Source organism: Rhodococcus sp. IEGM 1318 (assembly GCF_033142465.1).
Classification (GTDB): Bacteria; Actinomycetota; Actinomycetes; order Mycobacteriales; family Mycobacteriaceae; genus Rhodococcus_F; species Rhodococcus_F qingshengii_B.
The window spans coordinates 217,654-240,024 of sequence record NZ_JAWLSC010000002.1 but is presented as its reverse complement, the minus strand read 5'-3'; the positions used below and the strand labels follow the sequence as shown (position 1 = coordinate 240,024).

24 protein-coding genes are annotated in these 22,371 nt (G+C 60.9%); 17 read left to right on the top strand and 7 right to left on the bottom strand.

Going from position 1 to position 22,371, the window contains the following annotated elements; genetic code table 11:
- Positions 1-19: 19 nt before the first annotated feature.
- The 5 genes from R4P65_RS05350 (at position 20) to R4P65_RS05330 (ending at position 5,448) form a co-directional block, all read left to right on the top strand.
- Positions 20-1,291, top strand: a complete 1,272-nt coding sequence (locus R4P65_RS05350; protein WP_317825723.1) for an MFS transporter — start codon at positions 20-22, stop codon at positions 1,289-1,291.
- A gap of 70 nt (positions 1,292-1,361) precedes the next feature.
- Entirely contained in the window at positions 1,362-1,787 is a 426-nt protein-coding gene (locus R4P65_RS05345) for a DUF6325 family protein (protein ID WP_317825722.1), read from the top strand.
- 24 nt (positions 1,788-1,811) lie between these two features.
- Positions 1,812-2,123 (top strand): SHOCT domain-containing protein, encoded by a 312-nt coding sequence (locus tag R4P65_RS05340; protein ID WP_230815350.1) that lies wholly within the window; start codon positions 1,812-1,814, stop codon positions 2,121-2,123.
- A gap of 67 nt (positions 2,124-2,190) precedes the next feature.
- On the top strand, positions 2,191-4,095 hold the full coding sequence (locus R4P65_RS05335; protein ID WP_317825721.1) for an alkyl/aryl-sulfatase: 1,905 nt from the start codon (positions 2,191-2,193) through the stop codon (positions 4,093-4,095).
- A gap of 114 nt (positions 4,096-4,209) precedes the next feature.
- Positions 4,210-5,448 (top strand): HNH endonuclease signature motif containing protein, encoded by a 1,239-nt coding sequence (locus R4P65_RS05330; RefSeq protein WP_317825720.1) that lies wholly within the window; start codon positions 4,210-4,212, stop codon positions 5,446-5,448.
- A gap of 70 nt (positions 5,449-5,518) precedes the next feature.
- On the opposite strand, the gene R4P65_RS05325 is transcribed toward R4P65_RS05330, so the two are convergent.
- Together R4P65_RS05325 and R4P65_RS05320 are read right to left on the bottom strand one after the other, a co-directional pair.
- On the bottom strand, positions 5,519-6,514 hold the full coding sequence (locus tag R4P65_RS05325) for an endonuclease/exonuclease/phosphatase family protein (protein ID WP_317825719.1): 996 nt from the start codon (positions 6,512-6,514) through the stop codon (positions 5,519-5,521).
- Between the two features lie 67 nt (positions 6,515-6,581).
- Positions 6,582-8,003: a short-chain fatty acyl-CoA regulator family protein gene (locus tag R4P65_RS05320; RefSeq protein WP_317825718.1), complete on the bottom strand. Its 1,422-nt coding sequence runs from the start codon at positions 8,001-8,003 to the stop codon at positions 6,582-6,584.
- A 167-nt stretch (positions 8,004-8,170) separates the two neighbouring features.
- Here R4P65_RS05320 and prpD point away from each other — a divergent pair, with 167 nt between their 5' ends.
- The 6 genes from prpD to R4P65_RS05290 all read left to right on the top strand — a co-directional run bounded on the left by prpD (position 8,171) and on the right by R4P65_RS05290 (position 14,083).
- Positions 8,171-9,673, top strand: coding sequence for a 2-methylcitrate dehydratase PrpD (gene prpD / locus R4P65_RS05315; RefSeq protein WP_317825717.1), 1,503 nt, complete (start codon positions 8,171-8,173; stop codon positions 9,671-9,673).
- A complete protein-coding gene (gene prpB, locus R4P65_RS05310; RefSeq protein ID WP_317825716.1) occupies positions 9,673-10,590 on the top strand; it encodes a methylisocitrate lyase in 918 nt (305 codons plus the stop codon). The genes prpD and prpB overlap by 1 nt, the downstream gene beginning before the upstream one ends.
- Complete coding sequence (locus R4P65_RS05305; RefSeq protein ID WP_019745266.1) at positions 10,587-11,708, top strand: bifunctional 2-methylcitrate synthase/citrate synthase; 1,122 nt, start codon at positions 10,587-10,589, stop codon at positions 11,706-11,708. The genes prpB and R4P65_RS05305 overlap by 4 nt, the downstream gene beginning before the upstream one ends.
- Positions 11,709-11,896: 188 nt before the next feature.
- Positions 11,897-12,679, top strand: a complete 783-nt coding sequence (locus R4P65_RS05300; RefSeq protein ID WP_317825715.1) for an enoyl-CoA hydratase — start codon at positions 11,897-11,899, stop codon at positions 12,677-12,679.
- A 59-nt stretch (positions 12,680-12,738) separates the two neighbouring features.
- Entirely contained in the window at positions 12,739-13,599 is an 861-nt protein-coding gene (locus R4P65_RS05295; protein ID WP_317825714.1) for an SDR family NAD(P)-dependent oxidoreductase, read from the top strand.
- 10 nt (positions 13,600-13,609) lie between these two features.
- Positions 13,610-14,083, top strand: coding sequence for a MerR family transcriptional regulator (locus tag R4P65_RS05290; RefSeq protein WP_317825713.1), 474 nt, complete (start codon positions 13,610-13,612; stop codon positions 14,081-14,083).
- A gap of 6 nt (positions 14,084-14,089) precedes the next feature.
- On the opposite strand, the gene R4P65_RS05285 is transcribed toward R4P65_RS05290, so the two are convergent.
- Positions 14,090-14,599 carry a MarR family winged helix-turn-helix transcriptional regulator gene (locus R4P65_RS05285; protein WP_230815369.1) on the bottom strand — a complete coding sequence of 170 codons (510 nt, stop codon included), beginning with the start codon at positions 14,597-14,599 and terminating at the stop codon, positions 14,090-14,092.
- 94 nt (positions 14,600-14,693) lie between these two features.
- On the opposite strand from R4P65_RS05285, the gene R4P65_RS05280 reads away from it, so the two are divergent.
- Entirely contained in the window at positions 14,694-15,662 is a 969-nt protein-coding gene (locus R4P65_RS05280) for an NAD(P)/FAD-dependent oxidoreductase (RefSeq protein WP_230815372.1), read from the top strand.
- On the opposite strand, the gene R4P65_RS05275 is transcribed toward R4P65_RS05280, so the two are convergent.
- Entirely contained in the window at positions 15,620-16,540 is a 921-nt protein-coding gene (locus R4P65_RS05275) for a TIGR01777 family oxidoreductase (RefSeq protein ID WP_317825712.1), read from the bottom strand. The two genes, R4P65_RS05280 and R4P65_RS05275, sit on opposite strands and share 43 nt — an antisense overlap.
- Positions 16,537-17,214, bottom strand: coding sequence for a TetR/AcrR family transcriptional regulator (locus R4P65_RS05270; RefSeq protein WP_264613330.1), 678 nt, complete (start codon positions 17,212-17,214; stop codon positions 16,537-16,539). The genes R4P65_RS05275 and R4P65_RS05270 overlap by 4 nt, the downstream gene beginning before the upstream one ends.
- 145 nt (positions 17,215-17,359) lie before the next feature.
- On the opposite strand from R4P65_RS05270, the gene R4P65_RS05265 reads away from it, so the two are divergent.
- Complete coding sequence (locus tag R4P65_RS05265) at positions 17,360-17,764, top strand: EVE domain-containing protein (protein WP_317825711.1); 405 nt, start codon at positions 17,360-17,362, stop codon at positions 17,762-17,764.
- A 12-nt stretch (positions 17,765-17,776) separates the two neighbouring features.
- Positions 17,777-18,223 carry a MarR family winged helix-turn-helix transcriptional regulator gene (locus R4P65_RS05260; protein ID WP_317825710.1) on the top strand — a complete coding sequence of 149 codons (447 nt, stop codon included), beginning with the start codon at positions 17,777-17,779 and terminating at the stop codon, positions 18,221-18,223.
- Between the two features lie 6 nt (positions 18,224-18,229).
- Here the strand turns inward: R4P65_RS05260 and R4P65_RS05255 are convergent, their stop codons facing one another.
- Entirely contained in the window at positions 18,230-18,883 is a 654-nt protein-coding gene (locus R4P65_RS05255) for a TetR/AcrR family transcriptional regulator (RefSeq protein ID WP_317825709.1), read from the bottom strand.
- 96 nt (positions 18,884-18,979) lie between these two features.
- On the opposite strand from R4P65_RS05255, the gene R4P65_RS05250 reads away from it, so the two are divergent.
- From R4P65_RS05250 to R4P65_RS05240, 3 genes are read left to right on the top strand one after another with little or no spacing between them, the layout of a single operon-like run.
- Complete coding sequence (locus tag R4P65_RS05250; RefSeq protein WP_047271233.1) at positions 18,980-19,441, top strand: MaoC family dehydratase; 462 nt, start codon at positions 18,980-18,982, stop codon at positions 19,439-19,441.
- A gap of 28 nt (positions 19,442-19,469) precedes the next feature.
- A complete protein-coding gene (locus tag R4P65_RS05245) occupies positions 19,470-20,642 on the top strand; it encodes an acyl-CoA dehydrogenase family protein (protein ID WP_317825708.1) in 1,173 nt (390 codons plus the stop codon).
- Between the two features lie 9 nt (positions 20,643-20,651).
- A complete protein-coding gene (locus tag R4P65_RS05240; protein ID WP_317825707.1) occupies positions 20,652-21,767 on the top strand; it encodes an acyl-CoA dehydrogenase family protein in 1,116 nt (371 codons plus the stop codon).
- A gap of 6 nt (positions 21,768-21,773) precedes the next feature.
- On the opposite strand, the gene R4P65_RS33110 is transcribed toward R4P65_RS05240, so the two are convergent.
- Positions 21,774-22,250, bottom strand: coding sequence for a helix-turn-helix domain-containing protein (locus tag R4P65_RS33110; RefSeq protein WP_411742512.1), 477 nt, complete (start codon positions 22,248-22,250; stop codon positions 21,774-21,776).
- Between the last annotated feature and the right edge of the window lie 121 nt (positions 22,251-22,371).

Here is a 22,371-nt window from a genome sequence, read left to right as displayed (position 1 = left end):
GGAGTAACATACAGACCCGATGAAAAAAGTGTGGTTGGTCTGGGGTGTCGGTGTTTTTGCCTACGTGATCGCCGTGCTTCACCGCACTTCGTTCGGTGTCTCGGGTCTGTCTGCTGCTGATCGGTTCTCGATCTCGCCCAGCGTTCTGTCGAGCTTCGTCGTGCTGCAGATCGTCGTGTACGCCGGTATGCAGATTCCGGCGGGAGTCCTCCTCGACCGCTACGGTTCGCGGATCATGATCGCAGTCGGTGCGTTCATCATGATGTCCGCGCAGTTGGCACTCGCCTTCACCGAATCGCTGCCCGTCGCGATCGGTGCACGTATTGCCGTCGGCGCCGGCGACGCACTCACCTTCATCTCGGTGCTGCGGTTGGTACCGCAGTGGTTCCCGCCCCGGCAGGTGCCGTTGGTCTCGCAGTTCACGGGCATCCTCGGTCAGCTGGGCCAGGTGATGTCTGCGCTCCCGTTCATGTTGATTTTGTCCGGTCCGGGCTGGACTTTTGCCTACGGCAGCGCTGCCGCCGTCGGACTGTTGGCGTTTGCACTGGCGTTGAGCGTCATCCGCGACGCTCCTCCGGGCGCCGAAGTGGTGGCCGTTCCGGCCGGCGCCAGGGAGATCGGGCGACAGATCAAGACGGTGTGGATGCGGCCCGGCACACGTCTCGGGTTCTTCAGTCACATGGGGACACAGTTCTCGATCACGACCTTTGCATTGCTGTGGGGTGTGCCGTATCTGAAATCGGCTCAAGGCCTCGATTCTGCGACGGTCGGCTCATTGCTGACGTTGTCGGTCATCTCGGCAATCGTGGCCGGTCCGATACTGGGCATCCTCACCGGTCGCTATCCTATGCGTCGATCGTGGTTGGTTCTCACCATCATGGTGGCCAGCGCGCTCATGTGGACGATCGTTCTTTCACGCAGCGAACCGTCTCCGCTCTGGTTGTTGACGATCCTGGTGGTCGTCATCTCGGTGGGCGGGCCGGGTTCGGTGATCGGCTTCGACTACGCGCGCACGTCCAATCCGAGTTCGGCGATGGGCACAGCGCAAGGCATGGTCAACATCGGCGGATTCCTCGCTTCGCTCATCGTGATTCAAGTGATGGGCGTGATCCTCGGACACATGGGCGGATACACGTTCGACGGTTTCCGCGTCGCCTGGATGGTGCAATATCCGGTCTGGGTTCTCGGCATCGTCGGCGTGCTCGTCACCCGAGGCAAAGCCCGGCGCGCCCTCGCAGCAGAAGGCGTACACGTACGCCCGATCCGTGAAGTCATTCGTCGCAACAAATAACTCGATCGCATCGGGTAATTCATCCCCTGCGGGTGAGGTTCCCAAGCGTCCGAGCCACCAGGCTTGATGGATGAACGACGCAATGAACATCGGACCGGTCGAGCTCGTGGTGCTGGCATTCCCAGGCTCTAGTGTGGATCCCGAAGCGGTTGCCGCGCTGCAGAACGTGGTGGAACGAGGTTTTGTCACTCTGCTCGACCTCGTCTACATCGCCAAGGACGCAGACGGACAGGTGTCGCAGATAGACGTCGACGAAGATCTCACCGACATCGGACTGGCGATACTGTCCATCGAAGCCAAGGCATTGATCAGTGACGAGGATCTGGACGTGGTCCGCGAGTCACTCGAACCAGGCACGTCCGCCGCAGTCATCGTCTACGAGCAGACGTGGGCGCGTGAACTCGCGTCGACGGTTCGCGGCGGCGGCGACGTAGTCCTACACGTTCAGATCCCGCGCGAGGTAGTCGTCGCAGCGGTCGAAGCAGCATTTCAGTAGCGACAATCATCTAAGGAGTTCGGCATGGTTTTTCGAGGTGGACGCAGAGGGCGGCCGGGGTTGCTCGGCACGGTAGCGCGCACTGCGGTAGTGGCTGGAACCGCAAAAGCGACGTCCAACGCCATGGATCGACGGAGCCAGCGCAAGGCTGACGATCAGCAGCAGGAGTACCAGCAGCAACAGGCCCCGCCGGCCCAGGTCGCTCCCGTACAGTCCGTTCCCCCCTCCGGCGCCGACGATCTGGTCTCCAAATTGCAGGAACTGGGGCAGCTGCATCAGTCCGGCTTGTTGACGGACGCAGAGTTTGCGGCTGCAAAGGCGCAATTGCTGAGCTAGCCCTGCTGTTTTCCTCCATTCGAACGGCAATACGGCATTGCCGTAATTCTGCATGAAAGGCTGGCTCATGATCGACCCCCGCGCAGCATCGGCCGCAATCGAAGCGGCGAACTTCCGAGTCGCCGAGACTCTGCCGTTCTCCGACGACACCGATTTCACCGATGCGAAGCGAGGTTTTGTCGCCGCGCTCGATCCGGGACTGGTTGCCGATTCGGACGGGAAAGTCGTGTGGAACAACGATTCCTACGCTTTCCTTGATGAGGACTGCCCGCCAACGGTCAATCCGAGCTTGTGGCGTCAGTCGAGGTTGGTCGCCAAGCAAGGACTCTTTGCGGTGACGGATTCGATCTATCAGATTCGCGGACTTGATCTGTCGAACATGACGTTGATCGAGGGAGAGACCGGAATCATCGTCATCGATCCACTGATCTCCCGGGAAACCGCTGCCGCCGGGCTCGCGTTGTACCGGGAGCACCGTGGTGATCGACCAGTAGTCGCGGTGATCTACACGCATTCGCACATCGACCACTTCGGCGGGGTCAAAGGCGTGACCACCGAAGACGACGTCGCTGCCGGGCGATGCGTAATCGTAGCCCCCACTGGACTCGTGGAGCATGCTGTCGAGGAAAACGTCTATGCGGGAACGGCAATGGCTCGACGCGCGGCTTATATGTACGGGGCTGCACTACCCCGAGGTCCTCGCGGTGCCGTCGGAGCAGGGTTGGGGCAGACCACCTCAACCGGCACGCCGACGCTCATTTCGCCGACGGTGTCGATCTCGAAGACAGGGCACACGGAGACGATCGACGGCGTCCGGATCGAGTTCCAGATGACCCCAGGCACCGAGGCGCCGTCCGAGATGAACTTCTACTTCCCGGATTTGCGCGCACTGTGTATGGCGGAGAACGCAACTCATAATCTGCACAACCTGCTCACACTTCGCGGTGCCCTGGTACGAGATCCTCACGTCTGGTCTGCGTACCTGACGGAATCGATCAACCGTTACGCCTCGCGATCCGATGTCGTGTTTGCGTCCCACCACTGGCCGACGTGGGGGACGGAGCGGCTCACCGAGTTCCTGTCATTGCAGCGCGACCTCTACGGGTACCTTCACGATCAGACACTTCGTCGAATCAATCAGGGGTGGACCGGTCTCGAGATCGCCGAATCGATTGAACTGCCAGCCGCTTTGGCGCAGGCCTGGCACACGCATGGGTATTACGGTTCCGTCAGTCACAACGTCAAAGCCATCTACCAGCGATACATGGGTTGGTTTGACGGTAACCCTGCGCATCTGTGGGAGCATCCACCCGTCGAATCGGCCAAGCGTCACGTGGAGTTCATGGGCGGATCAGCAGAAGTGTTACGGAAAGCTCGGGAATCATACGAGCGCGGCGACTTTCGCTGGGTTGCCCAGGTGGTGAACTACGTGGTGTTCGCTGAACCGGACAACGTCCAGGCCAAGAACCTGCAGGCCGATACCTTCGAGCAACTCGGGTACGGCGCTGAGAACGGCACATGGCGGAACTTCTACCTCACCGGTGCATACGAACTGCGGAACGGCTCAGTGGGAACGCCCGCGGTTGCCGCGGCGCCCGACATCACTGCGGCGCTGTCGGTGAGTCAAGTCTTCGATGCAGTATCGCTGCGCGTGGACGGAGTGCGCGCAGCGGGATCGCACATCGTCATCGATTGGAACATCACTGACGAAAACATCGTTCATCGAACGGAACTCAGCAACGGAGTTCTGATTCATTTCGATATCGATCCACTCGAGAGAGCAGGGTCTGTGGATGCGACCTTTGCTCTGAGTCGGCGCGACTTACTCGGTGTGCTGCTCGGTGGTGCGGACTTGGGTGCCGAGATTGCGAATGGAACTATCTCGGTTGCCGGCGACCCGGCGAAGCTCGCAGAACTTGCCGGGTACCTCGACGAGCCGGACCCGAACTTTGCGATGGTCACTCCGACCTAGCAGCGTGGGACAGTTCAATGATGATGTATTTCAACGAGTCTCGAGTTCTGGGCGCTCCTGAAGTTGTCCGTTTTGTCTCTGGTTATCGAAAGTATGTTCGATTAAACTTTGGGAATGGACAGTCGGGATGCGTGGCAACTGGATGGTGAGAGCCTCAAGAGCGAGGTTCTCGATCTGGTGCGTGTCCGGCACGAGTTGCAGTCGCGGATGGTGTTGCTGATCGTGGAGATGTTTTCCCGGGAGGTTCTCGGTGGGAAGGGTTTTCGGGCGATCGCGCAGTGGTTGCATGGTTCGACGAATTTGGAGATCGGTGAGTGCAGTCTGCTGGTCGGTTTGGCGCGGTTGTTGATGCTCGAACCTGTTGTCGCGGATGCGTTTCATCGTGGTGATGTGGATGCGTTGAAAGCCCGGCAGGTGGCGTCGTTCTGTCAGCATCCACCCAAGAACATGACGCCGGCCGATGTCGACAAAGCTCGCGGGATCCTGTTGGGGTTGGCGTCGAAGAACATTGCCGATTGTGATGCGGTGCGGGCGGCGATCCGGCGGATCGAGAAGCAGTGCGGAAAACGCGAGGACGGTGTCCCTGTCGGTGAGGATTCGGAGCGGAACGAGTTCTACGCTTCGAAAGGCCTGTACGGACGGGTCACGGTGAAGGGTGATTTGGATGCTGTGAACGGGGCGCGGTTGATCACGTTGCTGTCGAGTCTGTCTGCGCCGACGCCGGAGAAGGACGGCGTCAAGGACACCCGCACTCCGGCACTACGACGTGCGGACGGGTTCTGTGAGTTGTTGCGCCGGTACGAGCGGGCGGGACTGGGTCCAATCGAGGGCGGGGTGAAACCACACATCACGGTCACCGCCAGCGCAAAAGACATGACCGATATGCAAGCTTTGAAAGACCTCCTGCCGTCGACGGAGGAACTCGGATTTGCGTGGACGGATTGGGTGGGCCCCATCAGTATCGACACTGCCCGGATGCTGGCCTGCGACTGCACGGTCACCCGGATTCTGTTGGATGAAAATGGTGTTCCGCTCGACTGCGGCAAGGAAGCCAGAACAGCGACAGTTCCGCAGCGGCGGGCGTTGGCAGTTCGGGATGGCGGGTGCGCGTTTCCGGGGTGCGGAACACCCTCGGGGTGGTGCGACGCTCACCATATCGTTCACTGGAATGATGGTGGCCCAACAGATCTCGACAACCTGATCTTGTTGTGCGGTCATCACCACCGGACACTGCACCACACCGAATGGCGGGTCGAGATCGGCCCCGATCGAAAGACGGTGTTCTATCCGCCGATGTCCGTTGACCCGTATCAGCATCCGATCGGCGGGAACAGCCCGCCCACAGCGGCGTGAACCGCGACAACTGAAGACGCGAGCACCGGGGCACAGTCGTGCCCCGGTGCTCGCTCAATCCAGTATTTACTCAAGACAACGTGATGTCGGCGATCAGGCCGTGATGATCGGATCCCCTGATCTCGATCCGTTCGAGGGACGTCACCACAGCGCCTTTGGTGATGATGTGGTCGATACCGACCATCGCCGGATACGACTTGTCGGTCGGGTAGGTTGGGATCAGACCGGAACCCAATTGATCGGCGGCGCTGGTATATCCGTTTCTGAGGAGATTCCGAAACTGCTTGTTCGAGTACGACGCATTGAAATCGCCGCTGACTATCACATTGTCCATCCCGGCGGCTTCGTCCATGTAAGACCCAAGCCTTCGCTGCTCGGCCGCCCACACCGAAGCCGGCGAGATGTACGCAGGTGCCGGATGCACGGCGAATAGTGTGACTGGCTGCGCCAAGCCGACATTCAGCTCTGCGGACAGCGTTTCGGGTGAGAACCCGTCGAGGCTACGTGGATTGGAGAGCGGAAAGCGACTGTAGATTCCGGCCCCGCCACCGCCGTCGGCGTAGGGGATCAGGAACTGGTGGCTCAGAACCTCTTCAAGCCCGGCGGCTTCGAGCGCTTCGACTTCCTGGTACGTCAACTCCTGGACCGTCACCACGTCGACGTTGCGTTCGCGGACCATCGCCACAAGCGACTCCGGATCCGCTGCACCGACCATCAAGTTGGCCTGCATCAACCGAATCGATGGACCGTTCGCAGACGTCGACTCCCCAGTTCCGCCGATGTACAGCGGGCTCACAGACCATCCGAACAGTGCAAGGACGACAAGGGATGCGGCGCATACGATCCACTGACGCCCGATACCCGAGACGACGGCACCGATCAGCGGAGCAATCATCAACAAGGGTGCCACCGACGCCAGAACGATCACGATGTTGTGATCGACGTCCAACTGAGTTGCGATCGAGGCAACCACACCAGTCACGATTCCGGCAACGCCGACCACGGCCGCAAGGCGGCGAAGAACCAGTCGACGAGGGGGCACGGTATCGGGTTGCATGACGTCCATGGAAGCAGAAGAGCGTCGTAGCTCAGGGGAACCGCAGGTGGAGTCGGTGCGCCCGATTGTTTGCGCCCTATTGTTGCGGATACGGCAGATGGCTGCTGCTGTTCTCACTGACGGAGATCGAGCGGCCGAGTTGGGGGAACGCGCGTTGAGAGCACGCCGGTCTGTCGCAGACCTTGCAACCAGCCCCGATCGGCACGATGGTCGCGGGGTCGTCCGTCTGGATTCCGTGTGAGTAGACCATGCGATCGGCGTAGCCGATGTCGCAACCGAGCCCGACGGCGAAGTTCCGCTCCGGTGCGAGGTATCCGAGTCCGCCGCTGTGGGTAGTGCGCGCCACCCAGAGGTATGTCCGGCCGTCGGGCATCTTCGCAACCTGGGTGAGGATACGTCCGGGGCTCGCGAAGGCCTCATGGATGACCCACAGCGGGCAACTGCCGCCAACTCGGGAGAAGTGAAAGGCGGTAGCAGACTGACGCTTCGAAATATTTCCGGCGCGATCGGTTCGGACGAAGAAGAAGGGAACGCCGCGCTGTCCGTGTCGCTGCAGGGTGGACAACCGGTGACAGACGGTTTCGAAGCCGACCTCGAATTTGAGGCTGAGCAGGTCGATGTCGTATCGCAGGGCCTCGGCGGATTCCAGGAATTGGGTGTACGGGAGTAGCAGTGCGCCGGCAAAGTAGTGCGCGAGTCCGATGCGCGCCAGTGCTGCGGACTCGGCGCTCAACGATTCATCCTCGGCGACAAGGGTATCGATCACGTCAGCCTGTGTGAAGAAGGCCAGCTGCATCGCGATCTGGAACGCGCGTTGTCCTGCAGACAGACGCCGCGCCAGGGTGAGGATCGACTTGTCCGGATCGTAGAAGCGCTTGGGGCCGAGCTTGTCTGGTTCGTCCGTGCGGATCGTCACGGTGACGCCATGCTGATCGCGAAGCAGTCGTGCCAGTTGCAGATCTACTGCGCCCACGGACAATTCGTTGTCCACGAACATCCGCTCAGCAGCGTCGTCGAGTACGGCGATGTGATTCTTTCGGTCGTAGAAGAAGTCCCGAACTTCCTCGTAGGGCATGGGCACGAGCGACACATCAGATGCTGTCTCGGCGGACAACTGCGTCGAGAACTGGTCCAACTGCTCTGTTGCGGCGTGAAGGCGGCGGTGCAACATCACGAGGGTGCGTCCGACCGCCGGCATCCGTGCCACCAGTTCGTCCACCTCCGCCAGCGATACGTCCCCGGATTCCGAGGTTTCGGCCAGGGCGTGATGAACGTCTGCAACCAGGCGTGCGTCGGAATCGGAGGCGAAGAATTGCACGTCGAGATCGAACTCGGCGTTGAGCTTGAGGAGGACGGGGACCGTCAGCGGTCGTTGATCGTTCTCTAGTTGATTGACATAGCTGGGGGAGAGTTCGAGTGCCTTCGCCAGTGCGGACTGTGACAGGTTTCGTTCTTCCCGCAGCCGTCGCAGCCGCGCTCCCGCGTACATCTTCTTCATCGAATCTCCTCGGTGCCGATCGCGTTCACCCTACCGAGGAGCCATTCGCAACATTCGCAACATTGCAGGATCGCTATTGCACAAATAGGCAATTGCGAGGGCCTATCCCGAGGTGAATGAGCTGCGTAGCGTGCAAATAGATACCGAAGCACGTGAGAAGAGGATCGATGAAGACGCATCTCGTACGCACCCACCGCTCTGCCGAAGAGTTCCCCAAGGAAGACCACCTCGCGTGGAAGATCGCGGAGGTTGCGACGGATTTCGTCGACGTCACCGATGCCACGTCCGACATGATCGTCAACCGGATCATCGACAACGCGGCGGTTGCTGCCGCCTCCCTGGTGCGCCGTCCCGTGGTGAATGCGCGGGCGCAAGCACAGTCGCATCCGTATACGCCAGGCTCCACCGTGTTCGGTATCCCCGGTACGTTCTCGCCTGAATGGGCCGCCTGGGCCAACGGCGTCGCGGTTCGTGAACTAGATTTCCACGACACGTTCCTCGCCGCCGAGTACTCGCACCCCGGTGACAACATCCCGCCGATCCTCGCCGTCGCTCAGCACACCGGCCGTGACGGAAAGGACCTGATTCGCGGTCTGGCAACCGGCTACGAGATTCAGATCGACCTGGTTCGGGCTATCTGCCTGCACGAGCACAAGATCGACCACGTCGCACACCTCGGCCCCTCGGCTGCGGCAGGTATCGGAACTTTGCTCGGTCTCGACACCGAGACGGTCTACCAGGCAATCGGTCAGGCGCTGCACCTCGCGACGGCGACACGGCAGTCTCGCAAGGGCGAGATCTCCAGTTGGAAGGCATACGCGCCTGCGCTGGCCGGCAAGGTTGCCGTCGAGGCAGTCGACCGTGCGATGCGCGGTGAAGGTGCACCTTCACCGATCTGGGAAGGCGAAGACGGCGTCATCGCCTGGCTGCTAGGTGGTCCGGACAAGGAGTATCACGTTCCGCTTCCGGGTTCGGGTGAGGCGAAGCGCGCCATCCTCGACTCGTACACCAAGGAACACTCCGCGGAATACCAGAGCCAGGCGCCGATCGACCTAGCTCGTCGGATGCGGTCTCGTGTCGGCGATCTCGACCAGATCGCCTCGATCGTCTTGCACACCAGTCACCACACCCACGTCGTCATCGGCACCGGTTCCGGCGATCCGCAGAAGTTCGACCCCACCGCGTCACGCGAAACTCTCGATCACTCGGTGATGTACATCTTTGCCGTTGCGCTGCAGGACGGTACGTGGCACCACGAGCATTCCTACGCGCCCGAGCGTGCACAGCGCCCCGACACGATCGAGCTGTGGAACAAGATCTCCACGCGCGAAGATCCCGAATGGACACGCCGTTACCACTCGACGGATCCCGACGAGAAGGCTTTCGGTGCTCGCGCCGAGATCACCTTGAAGAGCGGCGAGGTCATCGTCGACGAGCTTGCGGTGGCCGATGCGCACCCGCTCGGCGCACGTCCGTTCGCTCGCGATCAGTACGTCGCGAAGTTCCGCACCCTCGCCGAGGGCGTCATCGAGCCGAGCGAACAGGATCGCTTCCTCGACGCGGCACAGCGCACCGCCGAATTGAAGGCAGGCGAACTCGATCAGCTGACCTTCACCGTTTCCGAAGACGTTCTCGCTCTGGCCCCCAAGGTCGCCAAGGGACTCTTCTGATGACGGGTCTCATTGCCGCATCGACGTCTGCAGCCGACAAGCGGATTGCCTTCCGGGCCGGGCTGACGTCCGGAAAGATTCAACGACTCCCCGGTGCGATTAATCCGTTGACAGCCAAGCTCATTCAGGAAATCGGGTTCGAAGGTGTCTACGTTTCGGGTGGTGCGTATTCCGCCGGATTGGCGCTTCCCGACATCGGGCTGACCACGTTGACCGAGGTCGCCGCCCACAGCAAGCAGATCGCGCGGGTCACCGACCTCCCGACGCTGATCGATGCCGACACCGGTTTCGGTGAACCCATGAGTGCTGCCCGCACGGTCACGATCTTCGAGGACGACGGTATAGCCGGTCTGCACCTCGAGGATCAGATCAACCCCAAGCGCTGTGGGCACCTCGACGGCAAAGCGATCGTGCCTACCGAAGACATGGTTCGCCGAGTTCGTGCTGCAGCCTCGGCACGTCGTGACCCGAACTTCGTCATCTGCGCGCGCACCGATGCTGCCGGAATCGACGGTATCGACGCAGCGATCGAGCGAGCAAAGGCCTACGCGGATGCCGGTGCCGATCTGATCTTCACCGAAGCTCTTGCCACCGAAGCAGACTTCGAGAAGTTCCGCGCAGCAGTCGACACTCCGCTCCTCGCCAACATGACCGAGTTCGGGAAGTCGAATCTCATTTCGGCGAAGACGTTGGAAGAGATCGGTTTCAACGCCGTCATCTACCCCGTGACCACTCTTCGGTTGGCGATGTTCGCTATCGAAAAGGGTCTGCGCGAGATTTTTGCGGAGGGCACGCAAGAAGGGTTGCTCGGTGAGATGCAGCACCGCAGCAGGTTGTACGAGATTCTCGAGTACGAGCGCTACAACGAATTCGACAGTGGCATTTTCAATTTCAGCTTGGAGGGGAGTAGGACATGACCGAACAGATTCCGACGATCTACAAGGGCTTGGCCGGGGTTGTCGTCGACACGACGGCTATCTCCAAGGTAGTGCCCGAGACGAATTCGTTGACGTATCGCGGTTACGCAGTGCAGGACCTTGCCGCGAACTGCAGCTTCGAAGAAGTTGCGCACCTGCTCTGGTACGGCGAACTGCCGACTCCCGAGCAGCTCGAATTACTCTGCCTGCGTGAGCGTGCGGCCCGTCGTGCCGATCGATCGCTGCTCTCGCTCCTGACCAAGATGCCGGACAACTGCCACCCCATGGATGTGGTCCGTACGGCGATCAGCTACCTCGGCGCTGAGGATCCGGCGGAGGACGACAACTCCGAGAAGGCCAATCTAGCCAAGGCACTGCGGATGACGGCCGTGCTGCCGACCATCGTCGCAGCCGATTTCCGCCGCCGGCGTGGTCAGGATCCCATCGCGCCGCAGTCGGACCTGGGTTTCGCCGAAAACTTCTTGAACATGTGCTTTGGTGCTGTTCCGGAGCCGGCGATCGTGAAGGCCTTCGAGGTCTCGCTGATCCTGTATGCGGAGCACTCCTTCAACGCCTCGACGTTTGCCGCTCGTGTTGTGACGTCCACACTTTCGGACATATACAGCGCAGTGACGGCTGCGATCGGCACGCTCAAGGGCCCGCTGCACGGCGGCGCAAACGAAGCTGTCATGCACGACATGCTCGAGATCGACGACCCCGACCGCGCAGAAGCCTGGATGTCGGAGAAGTTGGCTGCCAAAGAGAAGGTCATGGGCTTCGGGCACCGTGTCTACAAGAACGGCGATTCGCGTGTTCCGACCATGAAGCAGGCGCTCCTCGACGTCGCGGCGGCGACGGACGGCGAGAAGTGGGTGCAGATGTACGAGATCCTCGAGAAGACGATGGTCAGTGCAACCGGAATCAAGCCGAATCTCGATTTCCCCACGGGCCCTGCGTATTACCTCATGGGCTTCGACGTCGAGATGTTCACTCCGATCTTCGTGATGAGCCGCATCACCGGATGGACGGCGCACATCATCGAGCAGGGGCAGTCGAACGCACTGATCAGGCCGCTGAGTCAGTACTCCGGTGTGCCGCAGCGGACCGTTGTGGCATGACAGTTTTGGCAGTCGTGGCATGACACCCCACTATGCTGCGTCGGCGAGGTTCGGTTCTGGCATCACCGTCTCCTGGCCTCGTCGACGCTTCTCCGTTCGCACTATCTGCAACTTCGCACCGAATATTCGCAAAGATACTCGAGTGCAATGTGTTTCGTTTGTTCCTTGCCGGTAATAGCGTCAGTGTCATGACTGAAACGCACGAAGACATCTCGATCATCCGTCATGGCGATACGCTTGACGTCGTGTTCAACCGGCCGGAAAAGCGCAACGCACTGACCCCGCAGATGTACGACGCTATTGCCGGAGCCTGCCGGTGCGCCGATTCCGACCGCGAGATCCGGTTGCTTACCCTCCGCGGAGCTGGGGGAGAGGCGTTCTCGGCGGGCTCCGACATACGCCACTTTCAGACCTTTTCGAGTTTTCACGACGGGCTCGACTACGAAAGTCGGTTCGTCGGCGTGCTGACCGAACTCGAGAAAGTGCGGGTTCCCACGCTGGCGGTCATCGACGGTGTGTGCGCGGGAGCCGGGCTGTTGTTAGCGGCAGCGTGCGATGTGCGGATCGCGACGCACGGGTCCCGCTTCTGCCTCCCGATCGCGCGCACACTCGGAAACTCGTTGTCGGTCCATTCCGTGGCGTTGCTGGCGGACAGGATCGGCAGTTCGCGTCTGATGTCGTTGGTCGCTCGGGCGGGGGTCATGTCGAGCGACGAGGCTCTGCGGAACGGCTTCCTCAGCGACTGTGCAACAGAGACCGAGTTCGCGAGCCTGACTGCCCAGGTATCGCGGGAACTCCTTGCGGCTGCCCCGATGACCGTGTGGACGATTCGAGAGTCCCTGCGCCGCATCAGGACCCGATCGATCACCGACAACGATGATCTGATGCGCATGATCTACAGCAGTGACGACTTCAAAGCCGGTGTCGACGGTTTCCTTCGCGGCGAGCGACCGGTTTGGGCCGGCGTGTAGCTCGGCTGTAGAACCAAGGCTTGCGTTGGAGCGCGCTCTAACCCCTAGCGTTGCCGACCATGACAACAAAAACCTGGATCATCACTGGAGTTTCTCAGGGTTTCGGCCGCGAGCTTGCAGTGTCTGCACTTCGATCGGGGGACGCGGTAGTCGCTGCAATTCGTCGTCCCGAGTCCGTTGCAGATATTGCGTCGGCGAATCCGGATCGGTTCTCGGCGGTGACGTTCGACGTCCGCGACACCGCGGCGGCACCCAGCGTCGTCGAACATGCGCTCGAGCATTTCGGTCGTGTCGACGTGCTGGTCAACAATGCCGGTCGCGGGATGGTCGGCGCGGCGGAGATGGTGGACGATTCGGCGTTGCGGGATCTCATGGAACTGCACCTGATCGGACCCGCCGCGTTGGTGCGCGCCGTCCTCCCGTCGATGCGAGCGCAAGGCAGTGGAACGATCGTGCAGATGAGCAGTCAAGGCGGCCGCATGTCGTTTCCCGGCGTGGGGGCGTATTCGGCGTCCAAATTCGCGCTTGAAGGCTGGTCGGAGGCCCTTGCCGGTGAGGTCGGGCAGTTCGGCATCCGGGTCATGATCGTCGAGCCCAGCCGATTCCGTACAGCATTCAACACACCTGGCGTTCTGAGCTTCGCCGAATCATCCTCGGACTACCGTGATTTGCTCGATCCTGTTCTGCGGGACATGGCGGCGGCAGACGGTGTTCAGGAGGGCGATCCGGAGAAGGCAGCGGCAATCATCAATGCGCTGGTACACAGTGAGAACGTGCCACTTCGTCTGCCACTCGGAAAGGAAGCCGTGGAGCGGGTGTCCGCGTCGTATCGGAAGAATCTCGCCGAGGTATCCGTCTGGGCCGACCTCGCTCGCAGCGCCGATTTCGCGGATGCTGCCGGACCTGTCCGCCCGTTCTAGGCTGGGAGTCATGGCTACCGAAGACTTGATGCGTAAGGCGCTCGAGGCCCTTGGGGAAGTGGACGGGCCCATGTCGATCGAGGTCATTCACCGGCTCGTCGATGCAGGGGACGTCGAAGATCCGATGTCGATCGCCGAAGTGTCGGACCTACTGGATGTCTCGGCACATACCCTGCGCTATTACGAGAAGATCGGCCTGGTCACGGTCGATCGTGACTCGAGCGGACATCGTGTGTACGGCCCGGAAACTGTTCGCAGGTTGGTGTTTCTGACCCGCATGCGTATCTCGGGCATGGCGATTCGCGACTTGCAGCACTACGTCGAACTGGTCGACGCCGGTGAAGGGACAGTTCCGGAGAGGCTCGACATGCTGCTCGAGCACCGGGACACCGTTCGTCGGCAGATCAAGGAGCTCACGTTGTCTTTGGCTGCGACGGAGTACAAGATTGCGACGTACGGCGGGCGGACCGGGGAGCAGGAGTAGCCCCGATTACGTACTCTGCATTCGATTCAGCCCACTTTCCATGGATACTGCCAGTTGCTCGAGCGCGGCAAGGACCCTTCCTCGGTCCCGTCCGAGTTCGGTGAACAATTCACCGTGAGCGGCGAGTTCGCGAGGAAAGACTTCGTCGACGACACTTTTTCCCCTAGCCGTCATCGTGATCAGTGCAGATCGCTTGTCTTCGGGGTTGCTCGTGCGGGAGACGAGTCCTCGCTTCTCGAGTCGGGCGAGTGCCTTGCTTACTCCGGCTCGGGACATGCCGAGGCGTTCAGCGAGACGAATCGCCGTGACCGGTTCCTCGGCGTATCGAAGTGGCACAAGCAGTTCCACTTCCGACACGCTGAGGTCCGCGGATCGGTACACCGGTTCGACTGCAAGTTCGAGAAGGGCCGTAATCCGTTTGAGTTGCGCGACCACTTCCATGGGCGAGGTGTCGAGGTCGGGATTGTTTTCGGCCCAGAGGTTGCAGGTACGGGAGCGGAGTGTTGGTTCGTTCACGATTCCTCAATTTTGTTAACCGGTAAACAAATTTGCTAGATTGTCAGAATAGCCCACCGTCTCGGGTGGGACGATCTGCGGACTGGGGGAGCGCATGAGGTTCGACGTGGTGATTGTCGGTGGCGGTGCGGCGGGGTTGAGTGCCGCGCTTGTTCTGGCTCGGGCTCGGCGGCGAGTGATGATCATTGATGCAGGTAGCCCGCGCAATGGTGTCTCCGAGCACCTGCACGGGTACCTGGCGCGGGATGGGGACAGCCCTGCGCAACTACTTGCGGCCGGCCGCAAGGAGGTTCTCGAGTACGGCGGCGAGATGACGACTGGCACCGCAATCGGAATCGAGCGGACGGATGACGGTGGATTTCTTGTGCAAACCGACGTGTCTGCGTCGCTGGAGGCACGGACTGTTCTGGTGGCCACGGGGCTACGTGACGAGCTGCCGAACATCGCTGGGCTGCAGGATCGGTGGGGAGTCGACGTTCTGCATTGTCCCTACTGTCACGGGTACGAGGTTCGTGATACGCCGATCGGTGTACTCGGGGGTGACAACCGGCCGTTCACCATTCATCAGGCATCGTTGGTGCGCCAATGGTCGGACGATGTCGTCTTCTTTCCGAATCGCATCGAGCTGACCGGCGCCGAGCGGGAGCGGCTGACTGTCAGGGGGATTCGCATCGTCGAAGGCGACGTGGCCGGGGTCTCGGTGGCAGACGGTCGATTGGACGGCGTCGAGCTGGCCTCCGGTCAGGTTGTTCCGCGGAGTGTGGTGTTTGTCGGTCCACGGTTTGTTCCACGCGACGCTTTGCTGACTGACCTGGGATGTGAAGCTGACGAAAATGGTTGGGTGGTAACCGATCCTGCGGGAAGTACCAGCGCGCCTGGTGTATGGGCCGCCGGGAATGTGTCGGACTCGCCCGCGCAGATGATCACTGCCGCCGCTGCTGGCTCGAAGGCTGCGATTGCGGTCAATCACTATCTACTGGAACAAGATATCGTGCGAGCGGTCGCGATCGCGACCGAACTTCAGCCGAGTGTCACTGGAAGCAACCCTCGCGGGGTCTCCTGAGCGATCTGTTCCAACGCCGATTCCACTGTCGGAAACTGATAGCGGAAGTTGTTGTCCGCGAGCACCCCTGGCGCCACCCAGCGGCTCTTGAGTACCAACTCGGCCTCGGTGCGGATGATCCGAGCCCCGAATTTCAGCATCCAACCGGGCGTGGGCGCACCGTACCGTCGACCCAACGCTGCGCGCACCTGTCGCATCATCTCGTCATTGGTCACAGGGCACGGGGATGCGATATTGACGGGGCCTGAGATCTCCGGATGCTCGTAGATGTGGATGATCGAGCGAACGACGTCGGAAATGTGTATCCAACTGAACATTTGTCGTCCGTCGCCCATTCGTCCGCCGAAGCCTGTTCGGGCCAGGTTGACGAAAGGGTTGATTGCTCCGCCGCCGGCTCCGAGAACGATCGACATTCGTAGCGCTACTTTGCGAACCGGGGTTGAGGCGGAGAACAATTCGTGCTCCCACGCTCGCGCGACAGCGACGGAGAATCCCTTACCCAGTTCTCCGTTCTTCTCGTCCATCGGTCGATCCCTCGCGTCTCGGTAGATCGTGCCGGTACTGGCATTCGCCCAGAGCGAAGGTGGCTGCGGCGTACGGGCCAGTGCGCGACCCAACAGTGCGGTCGTTTCCACGCGGGAGGAGAAGATTTCGTCGGCATTGCGCTTGTTGTATCGGCAGCTCACAGAGCGTCCGGCGAGGTTGATCAGCAGATCCGCGCCGCTGAGTACGTCGGCGACACCTTGCTCGTCGGACCAGGTGGCATCGCTCGTTCCTCCCCGGCCGATCGTTCGTACGTCCACCCCGTTGGGTTCGAGCGCTCGAACGAGAGATTGCCCTATGTAGCCCGACGCACCGGATACAACGACAGTCTTCATGATTTTGTGTTCCCCTCTGGAGAAACGACTTTGGTCATCAGGGCGGCGACGTCACCGACCAGGCCGCGGGCCACCGGTAGCCGGGCGAGGGCGAGTGTTTTCGCGATGATCGGGACCAGGCCGTCGACCAGGGAACGAGTGCGCGTTTGCCCCGGAGACGAGTCGGTGACCCAATGCAGCGTCACGCCCAGATAGCTGAGCCACAAGAGTGTGGGGAGCTGGGTCTCCAATGACGCCGGCGTCTTCTGCTTGGACGCCGCCAGTGCTTCGCGCATCAATTCGACGGCCATCGATCTCGCATCACTCGACTCGGCCGAGAACGGGCTGGACGGCGATGCGGTGGGCAGGGCAACGTGCAGAAACGCGCTACCGAACCCGTGATAGGGCCCCATGACATCGAGTCCGGTGTGCAGAACGATCGCGAGATTTTCCGCGAGTGAGCCACCTTTGCGCAGGAGTGGGAGCGCACGCTCTCGGTGATCACGTTGGATGACGAGATACAGCTCGTGAACCAGTTCGTCCTTGCTGGCGAAGTAGTAGTAGGCATTCCCAAGGGAGACACCTGCCTCAGTCGCGATCTTGCGCATGGTCGTCGCTGCGAAGCCCTCGTCGCGGAAGAGCCGCAATGCTGTTTCCACCAGCTTTTCCCTGGTTTCGATCCCGCGACTGCTCATGGGCTCCCCTTCTTTGAACGTGTTCAAGTTCAGCATACGCCCTGAAGTTGAACACGTTCAAGACTCAATTTGTTGCGAGGGAGATAATAAGCGCGCATACTAAATGAATGATTGAACTTGCGATCGGTTCGCCCGGGGGTCGGCGATGAACGCCTGGTTAGGGGTTGTCTCTGCCGAACATGTGCGTCGCGCCGTGGATCTCGGCATTGCACAGATCGGGCACGGAAAGAGAGCCGGATTGGCACGGATGAATGCGGGCGATGTGCTTGTCTACTATTCGCCGGTCGAGTCCATTGGTGATCGAGATCCGTTGCGCGAGTTCACAGCCCTCGGTGTGATCGAAGAGGGTGAGATCTGGCAGGCGGACGAGGGGTGCTTCAAGCCGTTTCGGCGTCGAGTGCGATACGAGCAGTTCACGCCCGTTCCTCTCGGCGACGTACGGAGTCGATTGGCATTGACCTCGAGACCGAACTGGGGGTATCAACTGCGCCGAGGCTTGATTCCGTTGGATGGCAACGACGTCGAGATTCTGCGCTCGACTACGAGATGACACACTGACGCTGTGGCGAAGAAACTGGAAACCGACTTCGAGGATGCTGGCGACAGTCCGGGGCTGATGTTGTGGCGTGTCACCAACGCGTGGCAGGCCTCGATTCGCGCGGCGCTGCGGCCTTTCGACCTGACTCACGTGCAGTTCGTTCTGCTTGCCGCACTGACCTGGCTGGATGCGGAGACGCCGATAACTCAACGCGATCTTGCCGAGTATGCGCGCACCGACCCGATGATGACGTCACAGGTAATACGGACCCTTGAATCCAAAGGTTTTGTGGAACGACGTCCACACCCGACCGATGCTCGGGCACGCTCAGTGGTGGTGACCCAGTCGGGTGCGGCCCTGGCCGGCAAGGCTAATCGTGCGGTGGAATCATCGGATCGGGAATTCTTTGCCGCTCTCGGGGATCGTCAGGCGGCCTTCGTTGCGATGCTCGGCGTGCTTGATCGACGGTAACAGCCCTTAGTTTCGAGGAGAGTGCTCTGTAGTTCTCTGCAGCAGTGCATATTTGGCTTCCAATCCGTCCAGTAGGGATTCCAGTGCGAGTTCGAAGCTGGCGCCGTCGATCTCGGCGGCACGCTCACGCAACAGGTGTGCTCGCGTGAGGTGCGGGTAACGCTCGGCATAGACGGCGGGATCGTCCACGAATCCGCCGGAGAACGTTGCCGTCGCAGCGCCCATGACCACGTACTTGACGGAAGCGCCGATCAGCGTTGCCGTGCGCTGCGGCCATCCGGCGCGCACCAGGCCGCCGTGGATGGCGTTCGCGCGATCGAGGGCGATGGGCCTGACGCTCGGGCCGTAGGCCAGATAGGGAACGATGTTGGGATGCTTGCCCAGGGCAGCGTGGTAGGACCGCGCCCACGTGCGCAGCGCGCCGCGCCAATCGTCGGAGTCGAAGCCGGTCACGTCGACGGACTCCATGATGACGTTCGCGACGTCGTCGAGTAGCTCGTCCTTGTTGGCGTAGTGGCTGTACAGCGACGGTGCCTGTACACCGAGAACGGTGGCGAGTTTGCGCATCGAGAAGTCGGTCAAACCGTGCTCGTCCACCAGTTTCAGGGCGGTGTCCCTGATGATCGGCTTACTCAGTAGTGGAACCCGCGGTCGCGCCATCGCACAGAACCCTTTCGTCTGAGAGTACTGGACAACCTTACACCGTGAGTTTATTATCGAATTAACCTAACAGTGTTCGGGAACGTGGAGGATCAGATGACACGGGTGTTCGAGAACAAGTCCGATCTCCTGGGGGCAGTCGGTGAAACGCTGGGTTCGAGCGAGTGGGTCGAGGTCACCCGCGAGATGGTCCATCAATTCGCCGACGCGACCGGTGACCATCAGTGGATTCATGTCGACGACGAAAGAGCCAGGCGCGAATCACCTTTCGGTGGACCGATTGCGCACGGGTATCTGACGCTCTCACTCCTGCCGCTTCTGTCGAAGTCCGTGTATCGCATCGACGGCGCGAAAATGGTCGTCAACTACGGGTCCGACAAGGTTCGATTCCCGAGTCCGGTGCCCGTCGGGGCCAAGGTTCGAAATACCGCAGTGCTCTCCGCAATCGAAGAATTGCCGAACGGTTCACTACAGAGTCAGATCACCAACACCGTCGAGATCGAAGGCGTGGGCAAACCTGCCGTCGTTGCGCAGACCGTCGCGCGAATCTTGTTCTGAAATCCTGCAAGAAGAAAGCAGACTCCAGATGAATCTCGAACTGACCACTGAGGAAGTTGCGTTCCGCGAGGAGATGCAAAAGTTCTTCACCACCGAATTCTCGCCCGAACTTCGAGCACGTGCAGCCGGATTCGGAAAGCTGACTCGTGAGGACATCGTTGCGGGCCAACAGATTCTGAACGCACACGGGTTGGCGGTTCCACACTGGCCGGTCGAATGGGGCGGCAAGGACTGGACTCCGGTTCAGCGCCACATCTATTCCGAGGAAATGCAGTTGGCGTCGGTACCCAACCCGTTGCCGTTCAACGTGAGCATGGTTGGGCCCGTTATCGCTGCCTTCGGTTCGCAGGAGCAGAAGGAGAGATTTCTCCCCGCTACGGCCAACGCCGATATCTGGTGGTGCCAGGGTTTTTCGGAACCCGAAGCCGGTTCGGATCTCGCTTCACTCAAGACGGCCGCTGTTCGTGACGGCGCAGACTACATCGTCAACGGTCAGAAGACGTGGACTACTCTCGCGCAGCACGCCGAGTGGATCTTCTGTCTGGTTCGTACAGATGCCAGTGCTCAGAAGCGGCAGGCCGGAATTTCGTTCTTGCTCATCGATCTGGCAACTCCCGGCATCACGGTTCGCCCCATCAAACTGATCGACGGCAGCGTCGAGGTCAACGAGGTGTTCTTCGACAACGTCCGCGTGCCGGCGGAGAATCTTGTCGGCGAAGAGAACAAAGGCTGGGACTACGCCAAGTTCCTGCTCGGCAACGAACGCACGGGCGTCACGCGGGTCGGGTTCTCCAAAACTCTTGTCGCCACGGCAAAAGAGAAGGCGCGGGAGGTTCGCGTCGGAACCGGCACCCTCCTCGATGATCCGTTGTTCGCGGCTCGGTTGGCTGAGCTGGAAAACGATTTGCTTGCGCTGGATCTGACTCAACTGCGAGTTGTGGCGAGTTCGGCAGACGGCAAGCCGAACCCGGCGTCCTCGCTGCTCAAGCTCCGCGGCTCCGAATTGCAGCAGGCAGCAACGGAATTGCTGATGGATGTTGCGGGTCCGGACTCGTTGCCGGTGAATACGGCCGAGATCGACTCGCCGGAGTGGGCGCAGCAAGCGGCGCCGCGCTACCTGAACTACCGGAAGGTTTCCATCTACAGCGGATCAAGTGAGGTGCAGCGCTCCATCATTGCCTCCTCGATTCTCGGATTGTGAGCATCTGACATGAATTTCGAACTCGACGACGAGCAGACGATGCTTCGCGACACGACGCGTGAATTGCTCAACCGCAGCTACGACGCGGAGAAGCGCAACGCGACCTCGGCTACTGACGAGGGATGGAATGCCGCGGTGTGGAAGCAGTTCGCGGAGCTTGGGCTGCTCGGCCTGCCGTTCGCGGAGTCTGACGGCGGAATGGGCGCTGGACCGGTCGAGACCATGGTCGTGATGACCGAACTGGGCCGAGCGCTTGCACCCGAGCCGTACTTGGGTGGTGTTCTGATCCCCGGCGGTTTGATCGCGGCTGTCGGTTCGGCAGACCAGCGGGCGCGGCTCCTGCCGGCGCTCAGCGACGGGACCACTCTGTCGGCCTTTGCGCATACGGAACCCGGCACGCGCTGGCCGGTCGCCACCGTCACGACCACGGCGACGCAGTCGGGATCGGGGTGGACTATCACCGGCGTCAAGAACCCGGTGCTGCAGGGCGACAGCGCGCACGTCGTGATCGTCAGCGCCGCACTTCCAGACGGGGGCACCGGGCTCTTTCTGGTAGATGCGGAATGCGCGGGTGTCTCACGGAGCACATACGCAACTCACGACGGCCGTCGCGGTGCGCAGTTCACGTTCACCGATGCCGCGGCCGAACAACTTGGTGAGGGCGGCGATGTCACGGAGGCGATCGTCGAAGCAGAGGTTCGGGCGCAGGCAGCTCTGTGCGCCGAGGCGATCGGGATCATGACCGAAGCGCTGCGACTGACGACGGATTACCTGAAGCAGCGCAAGCAGTTCGGCGTTCCGCTCGCGAAGTTCCAGACTTTGACGCATCGGGCTGCCGACATGTACGTGGCGCTCGAGCTGGCGAGCAGCATGAGTCTGTACGCCTCCATGTCCATCGCCGACGGCGTGATCGATCCGACCATCGCGTCGCGCGCGAAGCTGACTGTCGGTCGCGCCGCGCATCAGATCGGACAGGAAGCGATTCAGATGCACGGTGGTATCGGAATGACAGCCGAGTATCCGGTCGGGCACTACGTCTCGCGGCTGGTGGCCATCGAACACACTTTGGGTGCCTCGGACGATCACCTTCGGGTGCTGGCGGGCGGCGTCTCGAAGTATCGATGAACGGGCCTACCGTCTGGGACAGAAAGGCCGGTTGGTGGATTCTACGCATGTAACTGGGGTGACAGACATCGAGTCAGTACCGATGTCGCCGGACACGTACTGCCGCCGTTGCCGTAAGGGTTCTCGCGTGGAGTGCGGATCCTGAAAGAAGCCCGGCCGGTGTGGATTTGACGAGTAGCGTTCGAGCTTTTGCTGTACCTGTGCACGCTGCACGACGAGGCGGGAAGAAGTTCTTGATGTCGGTTTCTTCAGGCAGAGAAGTCGAAGATGCAACATCAGCCGAAAGCGGGTATCTGGGACTTCGAGGTCACAGTCTGTAGTTCGTCGTAGTTGTCTGAGCCTGTAGCGGAAAGAATTCGGTGGCATGTTCAACGATGCTGACGCTGTTCCGATGTTGCCGAATGCGTCAGGGCCGTACGGCACGGGTGGGTATGAATGATGTTCCAGGGCGCATCGGCCTCCACTAGGAACAGGACGGCTCATCCCGCCTCGTCGGTACCTGCACTGGTCCCTGGTGATTTTTGGTGCGCTTTCACGATGCAATTCGACTGCGTCGTTCCCCGGCCGAATCGTGAGTTTGGCGGGAGGCAGCCCGTATCTTTGC